We start from the raw sequence: 15,780 nt of genomic DNA, 5'->3' as shown, positions 1-15,780 counted from the left end.
GCATCATCCACCCGGGCGGGCCGGTTGCACCGCTTCCAGGAGTTCGGCGAGTTCCACGAGGTCGGTGCCGGTGAGGCGGGGGAGGACGCAGCCGGAGAGGGTGCGGCAGGTCTCCCGCCAGGTGGCGGGGATCGAGGCGCCGCCGCCGAGGGCGCCGGTGAGGGCGCCCGTCAGGGCAGGGGCGGAGTCCGCGACGCGGGACAGGCAGGCCGCGGCCGGGACGGCCTGCGCGACGCGGCCGCGGGCGGCGGTGGCCAGGGCGAGGGCGACCGGGACCGTCTCGGCGGCGGCGATGCCGTAGCTGTAGACGTGGTCGACGATCTGGTGCTCCAGGGGAGGGACCAGGGCGAAGGCGCTGTCCGTGGCGGCGGCGAGCGTCAGGGCCTGCCGGGCGTTGCGGCCGATCTCCGTCTCCTCGGGGAGCTCGCTGAGGGCCGCGGTGACGCAGGCGTCGACGTCCGCGCCGGCCAGGGCGAGCGCGAGGGCCGCCGCCATCGCGCGGGCGCCGTGGACGCCGTCGCCGTCCTGGGTGTAGCGGGCGTCGAACTCGGCGAGGTCGGCGGCACTGCGGGGGTCGCCGGGATGGGCCACGGCCAGGACGCAGGCGCGTACGCAGGCGGCGTCGTCGAAGTAGTGCGGGTTATCGTGGCCGGTGGCGGGCGGGCGCAGGCCGGTGGCGAGGTTGCCGAGGCCGGCGCGGACGGAGATGCGGGCGCGCAGGGGGAGTACGGCGGACTCGATCTCGGGGGCGCGGTTCGCCGCGGCGGCGACCTCGGCGGCGAGGGCGTTCCAGGTGAGGTCGATGGCGGCTCGGGTGCGGCGTTCGCGGCTGAGGTCGTCTCGGACGGTGTCGACGCCCGCGCGCAGGAGGGCTTCTGCCGCGAAGGCCGCCCACTCGGCGTCGTCGGAGGGGCCGAGGCGGAGGGGTTCGGGGGGCTGGTTCAGGGCGATGGGGACGGGAAGGGTGGTCGTGGCGTTGTGTTCGGCGAAGGTGTCCAGTTCGCGGGTGAGGCGGCGGGTCCAGTCGGGCATGCGGGCGGCTCTGTGGCGGGCGGCGGGCCAGCCGGCGGCGTCGCCGGCGGCCAGACCGAGCAGGAGTCCTGCGGCCCGTCCCGGGGCCTCGGCTTCGCCTTCGGCCCTTTTGCCTCCCGCCCGCGCACCGCCCGTGACTGTCACCCGAGGGGCCCCGGTCTCCCGTGGGGCGCGTTCACCGTCGGCGGGTGCGGGTGGTGCCTGCGAGGCTGGGGCATCGGCTGCCGGTGCCGGTTCGACTGCTGTCATGCGGGGGTCTCCGATCCGTCGCCGGCGACCAGGGCGAAGTCCGTCGGGCCCGGGGCTTCGGCGCCCGCGGCCGGCCGGTCCTCGTCCTTTGCCGGTGTCAGCAGGTCCGCCACGTCCAGGACGTGGTAGCCCGCCATCGCCGGGAGGCATCTGCCGAGGACCGGGCCGATGGGGGTCGTCCAGGACTGCGGGATCGCCGACACGCCCCGGGTCGCGCCCGCCAGGGCCCCTGCCACCGCCGCCGTGGTGTCCGCGTCGCGGCCCATGTTGACCGCGGTCAGGACGGACTGCTCGAAGTCGCCGTCGGCCGCCGCGTACGCGCCGAAGGCGAGGGCGACGGCCTCGGGGGCCAGGTCGGTCCAGGGGTAGCCGCCGATGACGACCGCGGAGCGGACCGCGCGTTCGCCGCGGTGGGCGACGGCCACCGCGCGGCGCAGGCTGCGGGCCGTCCAGGAGTCGTCGGGGACGACTGCGAGGGCAGCGGCCACGACCGCGGTCGGCGGCGCGCCGGCCATCGCCGCCGCGACGCCCGCCGCCACCGCCTGGCCGCCGTAGATGCCCTCGCCGTCGTGGCTCACCGAACCGTCGATCGCGACCAGCCGGGCCGCCTCCGCCGGGCGGCCCGCCGCGAACACCCCGAAGGGCGCCGCGCGCATGGCCAGGCCGTCGCTCCAGGCGTGCCGGTGCTGCGCGGAGATCGGGGCGGCCAGCCCCCGGCGGAGGTTCTCCAGCGTGCCGCGTTCGCTGAAACCGGCGCCCCGGAAGGGGCCCTCGTCGCGGTCGGCGATCCACTCGTGCCAGGCCGCCTCCACATGGGCCGGGGTGAGCGCGGCGCCGTGCCGGGCCAGCAGGAGGCCGGAGAAGATCGCGTACTCGGTGTCGTCCGTGCCGGACGGGTTATCAGTGACGTAGCCGGTGATGCGGCCCCACCGGGCGCGGATCTCGGAGGGCTTCATGTTCTCGGCCGGGGCCCCGAGGGCGTCACCGACGGCCAGGCCCAGCAGTGCGCCGCGCGCGCGTGCGCAAAGACCGGTGGCGTCCCCGGGCGCCGGGACGGAGGGGATGCAGGCGATCGATGCCATAGGGCATGTGTCCCACTCCGGTGACCCCGCCGAGCCTCACGAGTCCCAGCATCACCCGGTCGACATCTGGGCGTGCTGATGATCAAGTGAGCGCGAAACGGTAAAACCGCAGGTTAGCGCAGCCTTTCCTTGCTGGCGAGCTCGGAATTCGACGGGTAGTTTTGTTGCTGTAAAAGTCTGGAACGTGTCCAAAAGACGGGGAGTGGGGTTCCTTCCATGGCCATCATCGAGACCGAGGCGACGCTGCACGAGGCGCACCGGGACAACCACACGCACCGGGACGTGAACGGCGGCTGGCTGCGCCCCGCGGTGTTCGGTGCGATGGACGGCCTCGTCTCCAACCTCGCCCTGATGACCGGCGTCGCGGGCGGATCGGTCAGCCAGCACACCGTGGTCCTCAGCGGCCTGGCGGGTCTGGCCGCCGGCGCCTTCTCCATGGCCGCCGGCGAATACACCTCCGTCGCCTCGCAGCGTGAGCTCGTCGAGGCCGAACTGGACGTGGAGCGGCGCCAGCTGCGCAAGCACCCCGAGGACGAGGAGGCCGAGCTCGCCGCGCTCTACGAGTCGAGGGGCGTCGAGGCGGGGCTGGCCCGCGAGGTCGCGCGGCAGCTGTCGAAGGACCCCGAGCAGGCGCTGGAGATCCACGCCCGGGAGGAACTGGGCATCGACCCCGGCGATCTGCCCTCGCCGACCGTGGCCGCGGTGTCGAGTTTCGGCTCCTTCGCGCTGGGCGCGCTGATACCCGTCCTGCCCTATCTGCTGGGTGCGAGCAGCATGTGGCCCGCGGTGATGCCGGCGCTGCTGGGGCTCTTCCTGTGCGGCGCCGTGGTGGCCAAGGTGACGGCACGCACCTGGTGGTACAGCGGGCTTCGGCAGCTGTTCCTGGGAGGCGCGGCGGCCGGTGTGACGTACGCCCTGGGCACCTTGTTCGGAACGGCCGTAGGATAGCGCGACCCGGACCTATGCAAGGGACTGCATAGGTGGCCGTTACTCACTGGTTTCGAATGCGGAACCACCGGGCATGAGCCGTAAGCGCTGCGGGCAACGACGCTCGCCGCGCACCCCCGGCGGGGTGGGCGAAGACGCCCGTCCCGCTCCTCGGGCCGATGGAAAGCGATCTGACCCGATCGTTCCGTGCGGCCCCTCCATAGCTTCCACCGCTGGCGCGGTACCCCCGCCGCACACCTGCGGTGTCCGCATGCTGGAACGGATTATCCCGGTTCCCGAGAACCGCTCCATCATGTAACCTGCACGAAATTTTGCGATCACGCGAGGGCCAACGTCGTCCCTCGGCACTTGTATATGCCAGATGACGACGACGGGAGAGCCGATGCGTACGCCGCGCCAGCCGTCCCAGCATTCCGCGAATGGCCAGAACTGGTCCTTCATGGATGCTCGCCCTGCTGCGCAGGGTATGTACGACCCCCGCAACGAGCACGACGCCTGCGGCGTCGGCTTCGTCGCCACCCTCACCGGCGAGGCGTCCCACACTCTGGTCGAGCAGGCTCTGACCGTCCTGCGCAACCTCGAACACCGCGGCGCCACCGGCTCCGAGCCCGACTCCGGCGACGGCGCCGGCATCCTGTCGCAGGTCCCGGACGCCTTCTTCCGTGACGTGGCCGGATTCGAACTGCCCGACGCCGGCTCCTACGCCGTCGGCATCGCCTTCCTGCCGGAGGACTCCACCGCCGACGCCGTCTCGCAGATCGAGACGATCGCCGCCGACGAGGGCCTCACCGTCCTCGGCTGGCGCGAGGTGCCGGTCGCCCCCCAGCTGCTGGGAGCCACCGCCCGGTCGACCATGCCGGTGTTCCGCCAGATCTTCGTCGGCGACGGCGCTTCGGAGGGCATCGCCCTCGACCGCAAGGCCTTCGTGCTGCGCAAGCGCGCCGAGCGCGAGGCCGGCGTGTACTTCCCGTCGCTGTCGGCGCGGACCATCGTCTACAAGGGCATGCTGACCACCGGTCAGCTCGAGCCCTTCTTCCCGGACCTGTCCGACCGCCGCTTCGCCTCCGCGATCGCGCTCGTGCACTCCCGGTTCTCGACGAACACGTTCCCGTCGTGGCCGCTGGCCCACCCCTACCGCTTCGTCGCGCACAACGGTGAGATCAACACCGTCAAGGGCAACCGCAACTGGATGGTGGCCCGCGAGTCGCAGCTCGTCTCCGACCTGTTCGGCTCCGACGACAAGGCCATCGACCGGATCTTCCCGGTCTGTACGCCGGACGCCTCCGACTCCGCCTCCTTCGACGAGGTCCTCGAACTCCTGCACCTGGGCGGCCGCTCCCTGCCGCACTCCGTGCTGATGATGATCCCGGAGGCGTGGGAGAACCACGACTCCATGGACCCGGCCCGGCGCGCCTTCTACCAGTTCCACTCCACGATGATGGAGCCCTGGGACGGCCCGGCCTGCGTCACCTTCACCGACGGCACACAGGTCGGCGCGGTCCTGGACCGCAACGGCCTTCGCCCCGGCCGCTACTGGGTCACCGACGACGGCCTCGTCGTCCTCGGCTCCGAGGTCGGCGTCCTGGACATCGACCCCTCCAAGGTCGTCCGCAAGGGCCGCCTCCAGCCCGGCCGCATGTTCCTCGTCGACACCGTCGAGCACCGCATCATCGAGGACGACGAGATCAAGGCCGAGCTCGCCGCCGAGAACCCCTACGCGGAGTGGATCGAGGCCGGCGAGATCGAGCTCGAGGACCTGCCCGAGCGCGAGCACATCGTGCACACGCACGCCTCGGTCACCCGCCGCCAGCAGACCTTCGGCTACACCGAGGAGGAACTGCGCGTCCTCGTGGCGCCGATGGCCAAGGCCGGTGCCGAGCCGATCGGCTCCATGGGCACCGACTCGCCGATCGCCGCGCTGTCGGACCGCCCGCGCCTGCTCTTCGACTACTTCACCCAGCTGTTCGCGCAGGTCACCAACCCGCCGCTGGACGCCATCCGCGAGGAACTGGTCACCTCCCTGCGCTCGTCGCTGGGCCCCCAGGGCAACCTGCTCGACCCGAACGCGGCCTCCTGCCGCAGCGTCCTGCTGCCCTTCCCGGTGATCGACAACGACGAGCTGGCCAAGCTCATCCACATCAACGCCGACGGCGACATGCCCGGCTTCAAGGCCGCGACGCTCTCCGGCCTGTACCGGGTGCACGGCGGCGGTGACGCGCTGGCCGCGCGCATCGACGAGATCTGCACCGAGGCCGACGCCGCCATCGAGAACGGCGCCCGCCTGATCGTCCTGTCGGACCGCCACTCGGACGCCGAGCACGCGCCGATCCCGTCGCTGCTGCTCACCGCGGCCGTCCACCACCACCTCATCCGCACCAAGCAGCGCACCCAGGTGGGCCTGCTGGTCGAGGCCGGCGACGTCCGCGAGGTCCACCACGTCGCCCTGCTCATCGGCTACGGCGCCGCCGCGGTCAACCCCTACCTGGCGATGGAGTCCGTCGAGGACCTGGTCCGCGCCGGCACCTTCCTGCCCGGCATCGAGCCCGAGAAGGCCATCCGCAACCTCATCCACGCCCTCGGCAAGGGCGTACTGAAGGTCATGTCGAAGATGGGCATCTCGACTGTCGCCTCCTACCGTGGTGCCCAGGTCTTCGAGGCCGTCGGTCTCGACGAGGCCTTCGTCGAGAAGTACTTCAACGGCACGGCCACCAAGATCGGCGGCATCGGCATCGACGTCGTCGCCAAGGAGGTCGCCGCCCGGCACGCCAAGGCCTACCCGGCCTCCGGCATCGCCCCGGCGCACCGCGCGCTCGACATAGGCGGCGAGTACCAGTGGCGCCGCGAGGGCGAGCCGCACCTGTTCGACCCGGAGACGGTCTTCCGCCTCCAGCACTCCACGCGCTCCGGCAAGTACGACATCTTCAAGAAGTACACCGAGCGCGTGAACGAGCAGTCCGAGCGGCTGATGACCCTGCGCGGCCTGTTCGGCTTCAAGTCGGACCGGCAGCCGATCTCCATCGACGAGGTCGAGCCGGTCTCCGAGATCGTCAAGCGCTTCTCCACGGGCGCCATGTCGTACGGCTCCATCTCCCAGGAGGCGCACGAGACCCTCGCCATCGCCATGAACCAGCTGGGCGGCAAGTCCAACACCGGTGAGGGCGGCGAGGACCCGGAGCGTCTGTACGACCCGGCCCGCCGGTCGTCCATCAAGCAGGTCGCCTCCGGCCGCTTCGGTGTGACCTCCGAGTACCTGGTCAACTCCGACGACATCCAGATCAAGATGGCCCAGGGCGCCAAGCCCGGCGAGGGCGGCCAGCTGCCCGGCCACAAGGTCTACCCGTGGGTCGCCAAGACGCGGCACTCGACGCCGGGCGTGGGACTCATCTCCCCGCCGCCGCACCACGACATCTACTCCATCGAGGACCTCGCCCAGCTGATCCACGACCTGAAGAACGCGAACCCGCAAGCGCGGATTCACGTGAAGCTGGTCTCCGAGGTCGGCGTCGGCACGGTCGCCGCGGGTGTCTCCAAGGCACACGCGGACGTCGTCCTGATCTCCGGGCACGACGGTGGTACGGGTGCCTCGCCGCTCACGTCGCTGAAGCACGCCGGCGGTCCCTGGGAGCTCGGCCTCGCCGAGACCCAGCAGACGCTGCTGCTCAACGGCCTGCGCGACCGCATCGTGGTCCAGGCCGACGGCCAGCTGAAGACCGGCCGTGACGTGGTCATCGCCGCGCTGCTCGGCGCCGAGGAGTTCGGTTTCGCGACCGCGCCGCTCGTCGTCTCCGGCTGCGTCATGATGCGCGTCTGCCACCTGGACACCTGCCCGGTCGGCATCGCCACGCAGAACCCGGTCCTGCGCGAGCGCTACTCCGGCAAGGCCGAGTACGTCGTGAACTTCTTCCAGTTCATCGCCGAAGAGGTCCGCGAGATCCTCGCCGAGCTGGGCTTCCGCTCCATCGAGGAGGCCGTCGGCCACGCCGAGACCCTCGACGTCACGCGGGCCGTCGACCACTGGAAGGCACAGGGCCTCAACCTGGAGCCGCTGTTCCACGTGCCCGAGCTGCCCGAGGGCTCGGTGCGCCACCAGGTCATCGCGCAGGACCACGGTCTGGAGAAGGCGCTCGACAACCAGCTGATCAAGCTGGCCTCGGACGCGCTCTCCGCGGCCGGTGCCACCGACGCCCAGCCGGTGCGCGCCCAGGTCCAGATCCGCAACATCAACCGCACGGTCGGCACCATGCTCGGCCACGAGGTGACGAAGAAGTTCGGTGGCGCGGGCCTGCCCGACGACACCGTCGACATCACCTTCACCGGCTCCGCGGGCCAGTCCTTCGGCGCCTTCGTGCCGCGCGGTGTCACGCTGCGCCTGGAGGGCGACGCCAACGACTACGTCGGCAAGGGCCTGTCCGGCGGCCGGATCGTGGTCCGCCCGGACCGCGCGGCCGACCACCTCGCCGAGTACAGCGTCATCGCCGGCAACACCATCGGCTACGGCGCCACCGGCGGCGAGATGTTCCTGCGCGGCAAGGTCGGCGAGCGGTTCTGCGTCCGCAACTCCGGCGCCACGGTCGTCTCCGAGGGCGTGGGCGACCACGGCTGCGAGTACATGACCGGCGGCCACGCGGTGGTCCTCGGCGAGACGGGCCGCAACTTCGCGGCCGGCATGTCCGGCGGTATCGCGTACGTGATCGACCTGGACCGCGACAACGTCAACGTCGGCAACCTGGACGCCGTCGAGGCGCTGGACGACGCCGACAAGCAGTGGCTGCACGACGTGGTCCGCCGCCACCAGGAGGAGACGGGCTCGACCGTCGCCGAGAAGCTCCTGGCCGAGTGGGACACCGCCGTCGAGCGGTTCAGCAGGATCATCCCCAGCACCTACAAGGCAGTGCTCGCCGCCAAGGAAGCCGCCGAGCGAGCCGGTCTCTCCGAGACCGAGACCCACGAGAAGATGATGGAGGCGGCGATCAATGGCTGACCCGAAGGGCTTCCTGAACCACGGGCGCGAGCTCGCCAAGTCCCGCCCCGTCGAGGAGCGCGTCAAGGACTGGAACGAGGTCTACGTTCCCGGCTCCCTGCTGCCCATCATCAGCAAGCAGGCCAGCCGCTGCATGGACTGCGGCATCCCGTTCTGCCACAACGGCTGTCCGCTCGGGAACCTGATCCCCGAGTGGAACGACTACGCCTACCGCGAGGACTGGGCGGCCGCCTCGGAGCGTCTGCACGCGACGAACAACTTCCCGGAGTTCACGGGCCGTCTGTGCCCCGCTCCCTGCGAGGCGGCGTGTGTGCTGGGCATCAACCAGCCGCCGGTCACCATCAAGAACGTCGAGGTCTCGATCATCGACAAGGCGTGGGAGACCGGGGACGTCGCCCCGCAGATCCCGGAGCGTCTGTCCGGCAAGACCGTCGCCGTCGTCGGTTCGGGCCCGGCGGGACTCGCCGCCGCCCAGCAGCTGACCCGGGCCGGCCACACGGTCGCCGTCTACGAGCGCGCGGACCGCATCGGAGGCCTCCTCCGCTACGGCATCCCCGAGTTCAAGATGGAGAAGCGGCACATCAACCGCCGCATCGAGCAGATGCGCGCGGAGGGCACCCGCTTCCGCACCGGCATCGAGATCGGCCGCGACCTGAAGGCCACGGACCTGAAGAAGCGCTACGACGCGGTCGTCCTGGCCGTCGGCGCGACCATGGCACGTGACCTGCCGGTGCCCGGCCGCGAACTCAAGGGCATCTACCAGGCCATGGAGTACCTGCCGCTGGCCAACAAGGTGCAGGAGGGCGACTTCGTGGCGCCCCCGATCTCGGCCGAGGGCAAGCACGTCGTGGTCATCGGCGGCGGCGACACCGGCGCGGACTGCGTGGGCACCGCCCACCGTCAGGGCGCGGCCTCCGTCACACAGCTGGAGATCATGCCCCGCCCGGGCGAGGAGCGGAACCCGGCCTCCCAGCCGTGGCCGACCTTCCCCATGCTGTACAAGGTCACCTCGGCCCACGAGGAGGGCGGCGAGCGGGTCTACTCCGTCTCGACGACCCACTTCGAGGGCGACGAGGACGGCAACGTCCAGTGGCTGCACCTCACCGAGGTGGAGTTCATCGACGGCAAGCTGACCCCGAAGCCGGGCTCCGAGCGCAAGATCCCCGCGCAGCTGGTCACCCTCGCCATGGGCTTCACCGGCACCGACCGGGAGAACGGCCTGGTCGAGCAGTTCGGCCTGGAGCTCGACGAGCGCGGCAACATCGCCCGCGACGCCGACTTCCGGACCAACGTGCCCGGCGTGTACGTCGCCGGTGACGCCGGCCGAGGCCAGTCGCTCATCGTCTGGGCGATCGCCGAGGGCCGCTCGGCGGCGCGCGGTGTGGACCGTGCGCTGACGGGTGCGAGCGAGCTGCCGGCGCCGATCCGCCCGACGGACCGCGCGCTGATGGTCTGACCGCACCTCACTCGCGGTCCGGCCACCTCATCCGTGGTCCGACCGCACCTCAACCGCGGTCCGGCCACCTCACCCGTGGCCCGACCGCACCTCACAGGACGTCCCGCACAAAGGCGTGCGGAACACTGACGGCGCCTGCCCCTTGTCCCCGACCGGACGAATGGGCGGGCGCCGTCGCACATCCTCAGCCGTTCCCGTTCCCGTTCCCGTTCCCGTTCCCGCTCCCGTTCCCGTTCCCGCTCCCGCTCCCGAGTACGGCCGTGTCGTGGTGGACGGCACCGACCTGTCCGCGCTCGGCGAGAGCGAGCTGCTGGAACTGCGCCGGCGAGCTGGCCGTGCAGGGCAAGCGGGTCGTCGACAACGCGGGGTTCTTCCACGCGGGGGAGGATCCCGGGAAGGTCTCGGACACCGAGCTGTACGACCGTCTGGTGAACGAGTTCCCGAAGTGGCTGGTGGCCGCGCGGACCCAGGGCATCGTCAGGGACCCCGGCAGCCGCTGACCGGGGCTCGCTCCCCTGGCCCAGCCGCCCCGCCCCTTGGCCCACGCCCCGTTTGCACGGCCGCGACGCCGTGCCACGCTGGAAGGATCCGACGGGGAGGCGACGACGTATGGGCGACGACGGCGCACGACGGGTGTACGGGACGGACGCCGACCGGAGACCTCCCGTCGGCAAGGGCGAGAAGCTCGCCGACTGGGCCGACGGGCGGCTAGGTCTCTACGGCCTGGCCAAGGCCAACATGCGCAAGGTCTTCCCGGACCACTGGTCCTTCATGCTGGGCGAGGTCACCCTCTACAGCTTCGTCGTGCTGATCCTCACCGGCGTCTACCTCACCCTGTTCTTCGAGCCCAGCATGCAGGAGGTCGTCTACAACGGCTCCTACACGGAGCTCAACGGCGTGCTCATGAGCAAGGCGTTCGAGTCCACGCTGGACATCAGCTTCGATGTGCGCGGCGGGCTGCTGATCCGCCAGATCCACCACTGGGCGGCCCTGGTCTTCATCACCGGCATGCTGGTGCACATGATGCGGGTGTTCTTCACGGGCGCCTTCCGCAAGCCGCGCGAGCTGAACTGGCTCTTCGGCTGGACCCTGCTGATGCTCGGCATCATCACCGGCCTGACCGGCTACTCCCTCCCCGACGACCTGCTGTCCGGCACCGGCATCCGCTTCGCGCAGGGCGCGATCCTGTCCATCCCGATCGTCGGGACGTACCTGTCGTTCTTCCTGTTCGGCGGGGAGTTCCCGGGCGAGGACATCATCTCGCGGCTGTACCCCGTCCACATCCTGCTGCTGCCCGGGATCATGCTGGGCCTGGTCACCGCCCATCTGATCCTGGTCTTCTACCACAAGCACACCCAGTTCCCGGGCCCCGGACGCAAGGAGCGGTCGGTCGTCGGGATGCCCTTCCTGCCCGTCTACATGGCCAAGGCCGGCGGCTTCTTCTTCCTCGTCTTCGGCGTCCTGACGGTGATGGGCGCCATCGCCCAGATCAACCCCGTCTGGGCCTTCGGCCCCTACCGCCCCGACCTGGTCACCACCGGCGCCCAGCCCGACTGGTACCTCGGGTTCTCCGAGGGCCTGATCCGGGTGATGCCGGGATGGGAGATCAACTTCTGGGGGCACACGCTCGTCCTCGGCGTGTTCATCCCCTTCTCGCTCTTCCCGCTGATCCTGCTCGCCCTCGGCCTCTACCCCTTCCTCGAGGCGTGGATCACCGGCGACAAGCGCGAGCACCACATCCTGGACCGGCCGCGCAACGCGCCCGTGCGCACCGGCCTCGGCGTGGCCTGGCTGACCCTGTACGCGGTGCTGCTGATCGGCGGCGGCAACGACATCGTCGCCACCCATCTGCATCTGTCCATCAACGTGATCACCTGGTTCGTGCGGATCGGCGTCTTCGTGCTGCCGGTCGCCGCCTTCATCGTCACGAAGAAGATCTGCATGGGCCTGCAGCGCCGCGACCGCGCCAAGGTGCTGCACGGCAGGGAGACCGGCACCGTCAAGCGGCTGCCGACCGGTGAGTACATCGAGGTCCACGAGCCCCTCGCGCAGGCCGAACTGCACACCCTCACCCAGCACGAGCAGCACCCGCCGTACGACATCGGGCGCGAGGTCGACGCGGGGGGTGTCCGCCGCAAGGTCAAGCGGTCCGAGCGGCTGCGCGCCCGCCTCGCGCACGCCATGTACGGGCCCGACGCGCGGATCGAGAAGCCGACGGTGGCCGAATACCGGGAGATCACCGGCGGCGATCACCGGCACTGAGCACCAGGGCCCGGCACTCCTCGGGCGCGCCCCAGGCGGTGCGCAGGGCCCGGGCCTTGGTCAGCCACAGCGACAGGCCGTACTCGGCGGTGTAGCCGATCGCGCCGTGCAGGTGCAGCGCGGTCCGGGCGGTGGCGTACGCCGCCTCGCACGCGGCGGCCTTGGCGGCGGCGGCGTCGCGGGGCTCCATGGTCAGCGCGGCGCCGAACACCAGCGGGCGCGCGAACTCCAGGGCGATCCTCGCGTCGGCCAGCCGGTGCTTGACCGCCTGGAACGACCCGACGGGGACACCGAACTGGGTGCGCTGCCTGACGTATCCGACCGTTCTGTCGAGCAGTGCCAGGCCCACGCCGAGGGCCTGTGCGGCGGTGGCGAGGCGGGCCCAGGTGAGGGCCTCGTCCGCGGGGACCGCAAGGAGGTCACCGCCGGGGAGGAGCGGGGTGAGGCGGCGGGCCGGGTCGAGGGAGGGGCGCACGGGGCCGTGGCCGGGGGAGAGGCGGATGCGGCCGGGTTCCCAGGAGATCCGGAGGGCGGCCGCGTCGCCGTCCAGGGCGTACGCCCCCTCGGCGGCCACCGTCGCCATCGTCTCCCCGGACGCCAGCGCCGGCAGCAGCCGTTTCGCCGTCCCCGGGTCCGCCCCCTCGAGGAGCACCGCCGCTGTGACCGTTTCGACGAGGGGCCCCGGCATCGCGTGGCGGCCCAGCTCCACGAAGGCCGCGGCCAGTTCGACCGGCCGCGGGCCCAGGCCCTCGTACGTCTCCGGCACCGCCAGCGCGAACACGCCCGCGTCCGCCACGCGGGACCACAGCGCCCGCCCGCTCGCGTGGTCGCCCCGGCTCCATTCCCGGATCACCGCCGGGGTGTCCGCCGCCGTCAGCAGGGCGTCCAGCGACGCGGCGAAGGCCCGCTGCTCGGCATCGAGGAGGAAGCGCATCACAGGTGCCCTTTCGGTGTTGCCTGCCGCGGCACCGGCGCCCCGGGCGTCTGGCGGCTCTTGGGTGGGGGGTCCGGGCGTCGGTGGCGGTTCTTGGGTTGGGGTTCTGGGCGTCGGTGGCGGTTCTTGGGTTGGGGTTCTGGGCGTCGGTGGCGGTTCTTGGGTTGGGGTTCCGGGCGTCGGTGGCGGCTCTTCGGCAGAGATTCCCGGCATCAGCGGCGGCCCTTCGGCAGGCCGAGCAGGCGTTCGGCGATGATGTCGCGCTGGATCTCGTTCGTGCCCGCGTAGAGGGGCCCGGCGAGGGCGAAGACGTACCGCTCCGCCCAGTCGGTGTCCGCCATCTCGCCCTCCGGGCCGAGCAGGTCGAGGGCCGTCTCGTGCAGCGCGAGGTCCAGCTCGGACCAGAACACCTTGTTGAGGCTCGACTCGGGGCCCACGCTCTCGCCGTCCAGGAGGCGGGAGGCGGCCGCAAAGGTGAAGAGCTGGTAGGCGCGGGCGCCGATCAGGGCGTCGGCCACCCGGTCCCGCGCGGACGCCGGCCGGTCCTGCCGCCGCCACAGCTCCTCCAGCCGGCGGGCCGAGGCGAGGAAACGGCCGGGGGAGCGGAGCATCAGACCGCGTTCGTTGCCCGCCGTCGACATCGCGATCCGCCAGCCCTGGCCCGGCTCGCCGATCACGTCCTCGTCGGGCACGAAGACCTCGTCCAGGAACAGCTCCGCGAAGGCAGGCTTGCCGTCGAGGCGGGCGACAGGGCGGACCGTGACACCCGGGGCACGCAGACCGAACATCAGGTACGTCAGACCCTGGTGGGGCTTCGCCGCGTCCGTGTCGCTGCGGAACAGCCCGAAGGCGCGATCGGCGAACGCGGCCCGCGACGACCAGGTCTTCTGGCCGGTCAGCAGCCAGCCGCCGTCCGTGCGCACGGCCCTCGCCCGCAGGGACGCCAGGTCCGAACCGGCCTCCGGCTCCGACCAGGCCTGCGCCCAGATCACCTCGCCGGAGGCCATCGGGGGCAGGATCCGGGCCCGCTGCTCCTCGGTGCCGTGCTCGAGGAGGGTCGGGGCGAGCAGCTGGATGCCGTTCTGGCCGACGCGGCCCGGCGCGTGGGCCGCCCAGTACTCCTCCTCGAAGAGCAGCCACCGCAGGAGCCCCGCGTCCCTCCCGCCGTAGCGCGAGGGCCAGTTGACGACCGACCAGCGGTCCGCGGCGAGCTCCGCCTCCCAGGAGCGGTGCGCGGCGAAGCCCTCCTCGGTCTCCAGGGAGGGCAGGGGAGCGCGCGGCACGTGCGCGTGCAGCCACTCCCGTACCTCGGCGCGGAACGCCTCGTCCGCCGGGGAGAACGCCAGGTCCATGACCGCCTCTCCTTCCCTAACAAGTGTTTGGTAGGTTAGCGTGAGCCCATGACAGACGTCGAGAGTCCGGCATACGTGCCCGGGCACGGCCTGCTGAACGGGCGGACCGCCGTCGTCACCGCGGCGGCCGGTGCGGGGATCGGCGGAGCCGCGGCGCGGCGCTTCCTGGAGGAGGGGGCCCGCGTGCTGATCAGCGACGCGCACGCGCGACGGCTCAAGGAGTACGAGGCCCGGCTGGCCGGCGAGTTCGGCAGGCAGTCGGTCACCGCGGTGCCCTGCGACGTCACCGACGAGGATCAGGTGCGCGCCCTCTTCGAGACGGCCGCCTCGGAGCACGGGCGCCTCGACGTCGTGGTCAACAACGCCGGTCTGGGCGGCACCGCGGAGCTCGCCGACATGACCGACGAACAGTGGTCCCGCGTCCTGGACGTGACGCTGAACGGCACCTTCCGGTGCACTCGCGCCGCCCTGCGCCTGATGCGGGAGTCGGGGGGAGGCGTGATCGTCAACAACGCCTCCGTCGTCGGCTGGCGCGCGCAAGCGGGACAGGCGCACTACGCCGCCGCGAAAGCCGGGGTGATGGCCCTGACCCGGTGCGCGGCGCTGGAGGCGGCCGCGTACGGCGTCCGGGTCAACGCCGTCTCGCCGAGCCTCGCCATGCACCCGCACCTGGTGAAGGTGACCTCGGCGGAACTGCTGGAGGAGCTGACCGCGCGCGAGGCCTTCGGGCGGTACGCCGAGCCCTGGGAGGTGGCCAACGTCATCGTGTTCCTGGCGTCCGGCTACTCCTCGTACATGACGGGCGAGGTCGTCGCCGTCAGCAGTCAACACGCCTAGGACAATGGACGATGTGCCGACCAAGAAGAAGCCCCAGGTGAGCGCCGCAGCGCCCGCGCGCCGCCGTGAACTCCTCGACACCGCCGCCGAGGTCTTCGCCGAACAGGGCTACAACGCCACCACCGTCCGCAAGATCGCGGACCACGCGGGGATGCTCGCCGGCAGCCTCTACTACCACTTCGACTCCAAGGAATCGATGCTGGAGGAGATCCTGCGCACCTTCCTCGACGAGCTGTGGGACGGCTACGACACGGTCCTCGGCGCCGGGCTCGGGCCGCGCGAGACGCTCCAGGCCCTGGTCACCGAGTCGTTCCGGGAGATCGACCGGCATCGCGCGGCCGTCGCGATCTACCAGAAGGAGAGCAGACAGCTCGTGGCGCAGGAGCGCTTCGCGTTCCTCGCCGCATCGCAGCGCCGGTTCGAGAAGGCCTGGCTGTCCACGCTGGAGCGCGGCGTCGCCGAGCGGGCCTTCCGGGCCGACCTCGACGTCCGGCTCACCTACCGGTTCGTGCGCGACACGGTCTGGGTCGCCGCGTCCTGGTACCGGCCGGGCGGACAGCACAGCCCGGAGGAGATCGCCCGGCAGTACCTGTCGATGGTGCTGGACGGGATCGCCGTACGCGAATAACCCCCAGGTGCGAGGGAGT

10 protein-coding genes and 1 pseudogene are annotated in these 15,780 nt (G+C 71.4%); 7 read left to right on the top strand and 4 right to left on the bottom strand.

Annotated features, from left to right (window positions below):
- Positions 1-3: 3 nt before the first annotated feature.
- The gene (locus HDC93_RS12535) at positions 4-1,281 is read right to left on the bottom strand and encodes an ADP-ribosylglycohydrolase family protein (protein WP_260419534.1); all 1,278 of its coding nucleotides are present in this window, start codon (positions 1,279-1,281) and stop codon (positions 4-6) included.
- A complete protein-coding gene (locus HDC93_RS12530; protein WP_185010101.1) occupies positions 1,278-2,363 on the bottom strand; it encodes an ADP-ribosylglycohydrolase family protein in 1,086 nt (361 codons plus the stop codon). The genes HDC93_RS12535 and HDC93_RS12530 overlap by 4 nt, the downstream gene beginning before the upstream one ends.
- Before the next feature lie 216 nt (positions 2,364-2,579).
- Here HDC93_RS12530 and HDC93_RS12525 point away from each other — a divergent pair, with 216 nt between their 5' ends.
- From HDC93_RS12525 to HDC93_RS12505, 5 genes and pseudogenes are all read left to right on the top strand, one after another.
- Complete coding sequence (locus HDC93_RS12525) at positions 2,580-3,311, top strand: VIT1/CCC1 transporter family protein (RefSeq protein WP_185010099.1); 732 nt, start codon at positions 2,580-2,582, stop codon at positions 3,309-3,311.
- Between the two features lie 382 nt (positions 3,312-3,693).
- Positions 3,694-8,292, top strand: a complete 4,599-nt coding sequence (gene gltB / locus HDC93_RS12520) for a glutamate synthase large subunit (RefSeq protein ID WP_185010410.1) — start codon at positions 3,694-3,696, stop codon at positions 8,290-8,292.
- Entirely contained in the window at positions 8,285-9,748 is a 1,464-nt protein-coding gene (locus HDC93_RS12515) for a glutamate synthase subunit beta (protein ID WP_185010097.1), read from the top strand. Before gltB ends, HDC93_RS12515 begins: the two co-directional genes overlap by 8 nt.
- Positions 9,749-10,074: 326 nt before the next feature.
- Positions 10,075-10,248, top strand: a pseudogene (locus HDC93_RS12510) (VWA domain-containing protein); the annotation flags it as partial.
- Between the two features lie 109 nt (positions 10,249-10,357).
- Positions 10,358-12,010: a cytochrome bc complex cytochrome b subunit gene (locus HDC93_RS12505; protein WP_221516563.1), complete on the top strand. Its 1,653-nt coding sequence runs from the start codon at positions 10,358-10,360 to the stop codon at positions 12,008-12,010.
- Here the strand turns inward: HDC93_RS12505 and HDC93_RS12500 are convergent.
- Positions 11,985-12,944 carry an acyl-CoA dehydrogenase family protein gene (locus HDC93_RS12500; protein ID WP_185010095.1) on the bottom strand — a complete coding sequence of 320 codons (960 nt, stop codon included), beginning with the start codon at positions 12,942-12,944 and terminating at the stop codon, positions 11,985-11,987. The genes HDC93_RS12505 and HDC93_RS12500 overlap by 26 nt on opposite strands.
- A gap of 212 nt (positions 12,945-13,156) precedes the next feature.
- Positions 13,157-14,296: an acyl-CoA dehydrogenase family protein gene (locus tag HDC93_RS12495; protein WP_185010093.1), complete on the bottom strand. Its 1,140-nt coding sequence runs from the start codon at positions 14,294-14,296 to the stop codon at positions 13,157-13,159.
- 48 nt (positions 14,297-14,344) lie between these two features.
- Here HDC93_RS12495 and HDC93_RS12490 point away from each other — a divergent pair, with 48 nt between their 5' ends.
- Both HDC93_RS12490 and HDC93_RS12485 read left to right on the top strand, forming a co-directional pair.
- Positions 14,345-15,133 carry an SDR family oxidoreductase gene (locus HDC93_RS12490; protein WP_185010091.1) on the top strand — a complete coding sequence of 263 codons (789 nt, stop codon included), beginning with the start codon at positions 14,345-14,347 and terminating at the stop codon, positions 15,131-15,133.
- A gap of 13 nt (positions 15,134-15,146) precedes the next feature.
- A complete protein-coding gene (locus tag HDC93_RS12485) occupies positions 15,147-15,761 on the top strand; it encodes a TetR family transcriptional regulator (protein ID WP_185010406.1) in 615 nt (204 codons plus the stop codon).
- Positions 15,762-15,780 lie beyond the last annotated feature (19 nt).

Source organism: Streptomyces sp. AK010 (genome assembly GCF_014207295.1).
Classification (GTDB): domain Bacteria; phylum Actinomycetota; class Actinomycetes; order Streptomycetales; family Streptomycetaceae; genus Streptomyces; species Streptomyces massasporeus.
The sequence above is the reverse complement of the archived record's forward strand: the minus strand, read 5'-3'. Positions and strand labels throughout refer to the sequence as shown.

Coding starts and splice junctions, on each gene's coding strand:
- HDC93_RS12535 (WP_260419534.1), bottom strand. CDS start 1,281: ATGACAGCAGTCGAACCGGCACCGGCAGCCGATGCCCCAGCCTCGCAG.
- HDC93_RS12530 (WP_185010101.1), bottom strand. CDS start 2,363: ATGGCATCGATCGCCTGCATCCCCTCCGTCCCGGCGCCCGGGGACGCC.
- HDC93_RS12525 (WP_185010099.1), top strand. CDS start 2,580: ATGGCCATCATCGAGACCGAGGCGACGCTGCACGAGGCGCACCGGGAC.
- gltB (WP_185010410.1), top strand. CDS start 3,694: ATGCGTACGCCGCGCCAGCCGTCCCAGCATTCCGCGAATGGCCAGAAC.
- HDC93_RS12515 (WP_185010097.1), top strand. CDS start 8,285: ATGGCTGACCCGAAGGGCTTCCTGAACCACGGGCGCGAGCTCGCCAAG.
- HDC93_RS12505 (WP_221516563.1), top strand. CDS start 10,358: ATGGGCGACGACGGCGCACGACGGGTGTACGGGACGGACGCCGACCGG.
- HDC93_RS12500 (WP_185010095.1), bottom strand. CDS start 12,944: ATGCGCTTCCTCCTCGATGCCGAGCAGCGGGCCTTCGCCGCGTCGCTG.
- HDC93_RS12495 (WP_185010093.1), bottom strand. CDS start 14,296: ATGGACCTGGCGTTCTCCCCGGCGGACGAGGCGTTCCGCGCCGAGGTA.
- HDC93_RS12490 (WP_185010091.1), top strand. CDS start 14,345: ATGACAGACGTCGAGAGTCCGGCATACGTGCCCGGGCACGGCCTGCTG.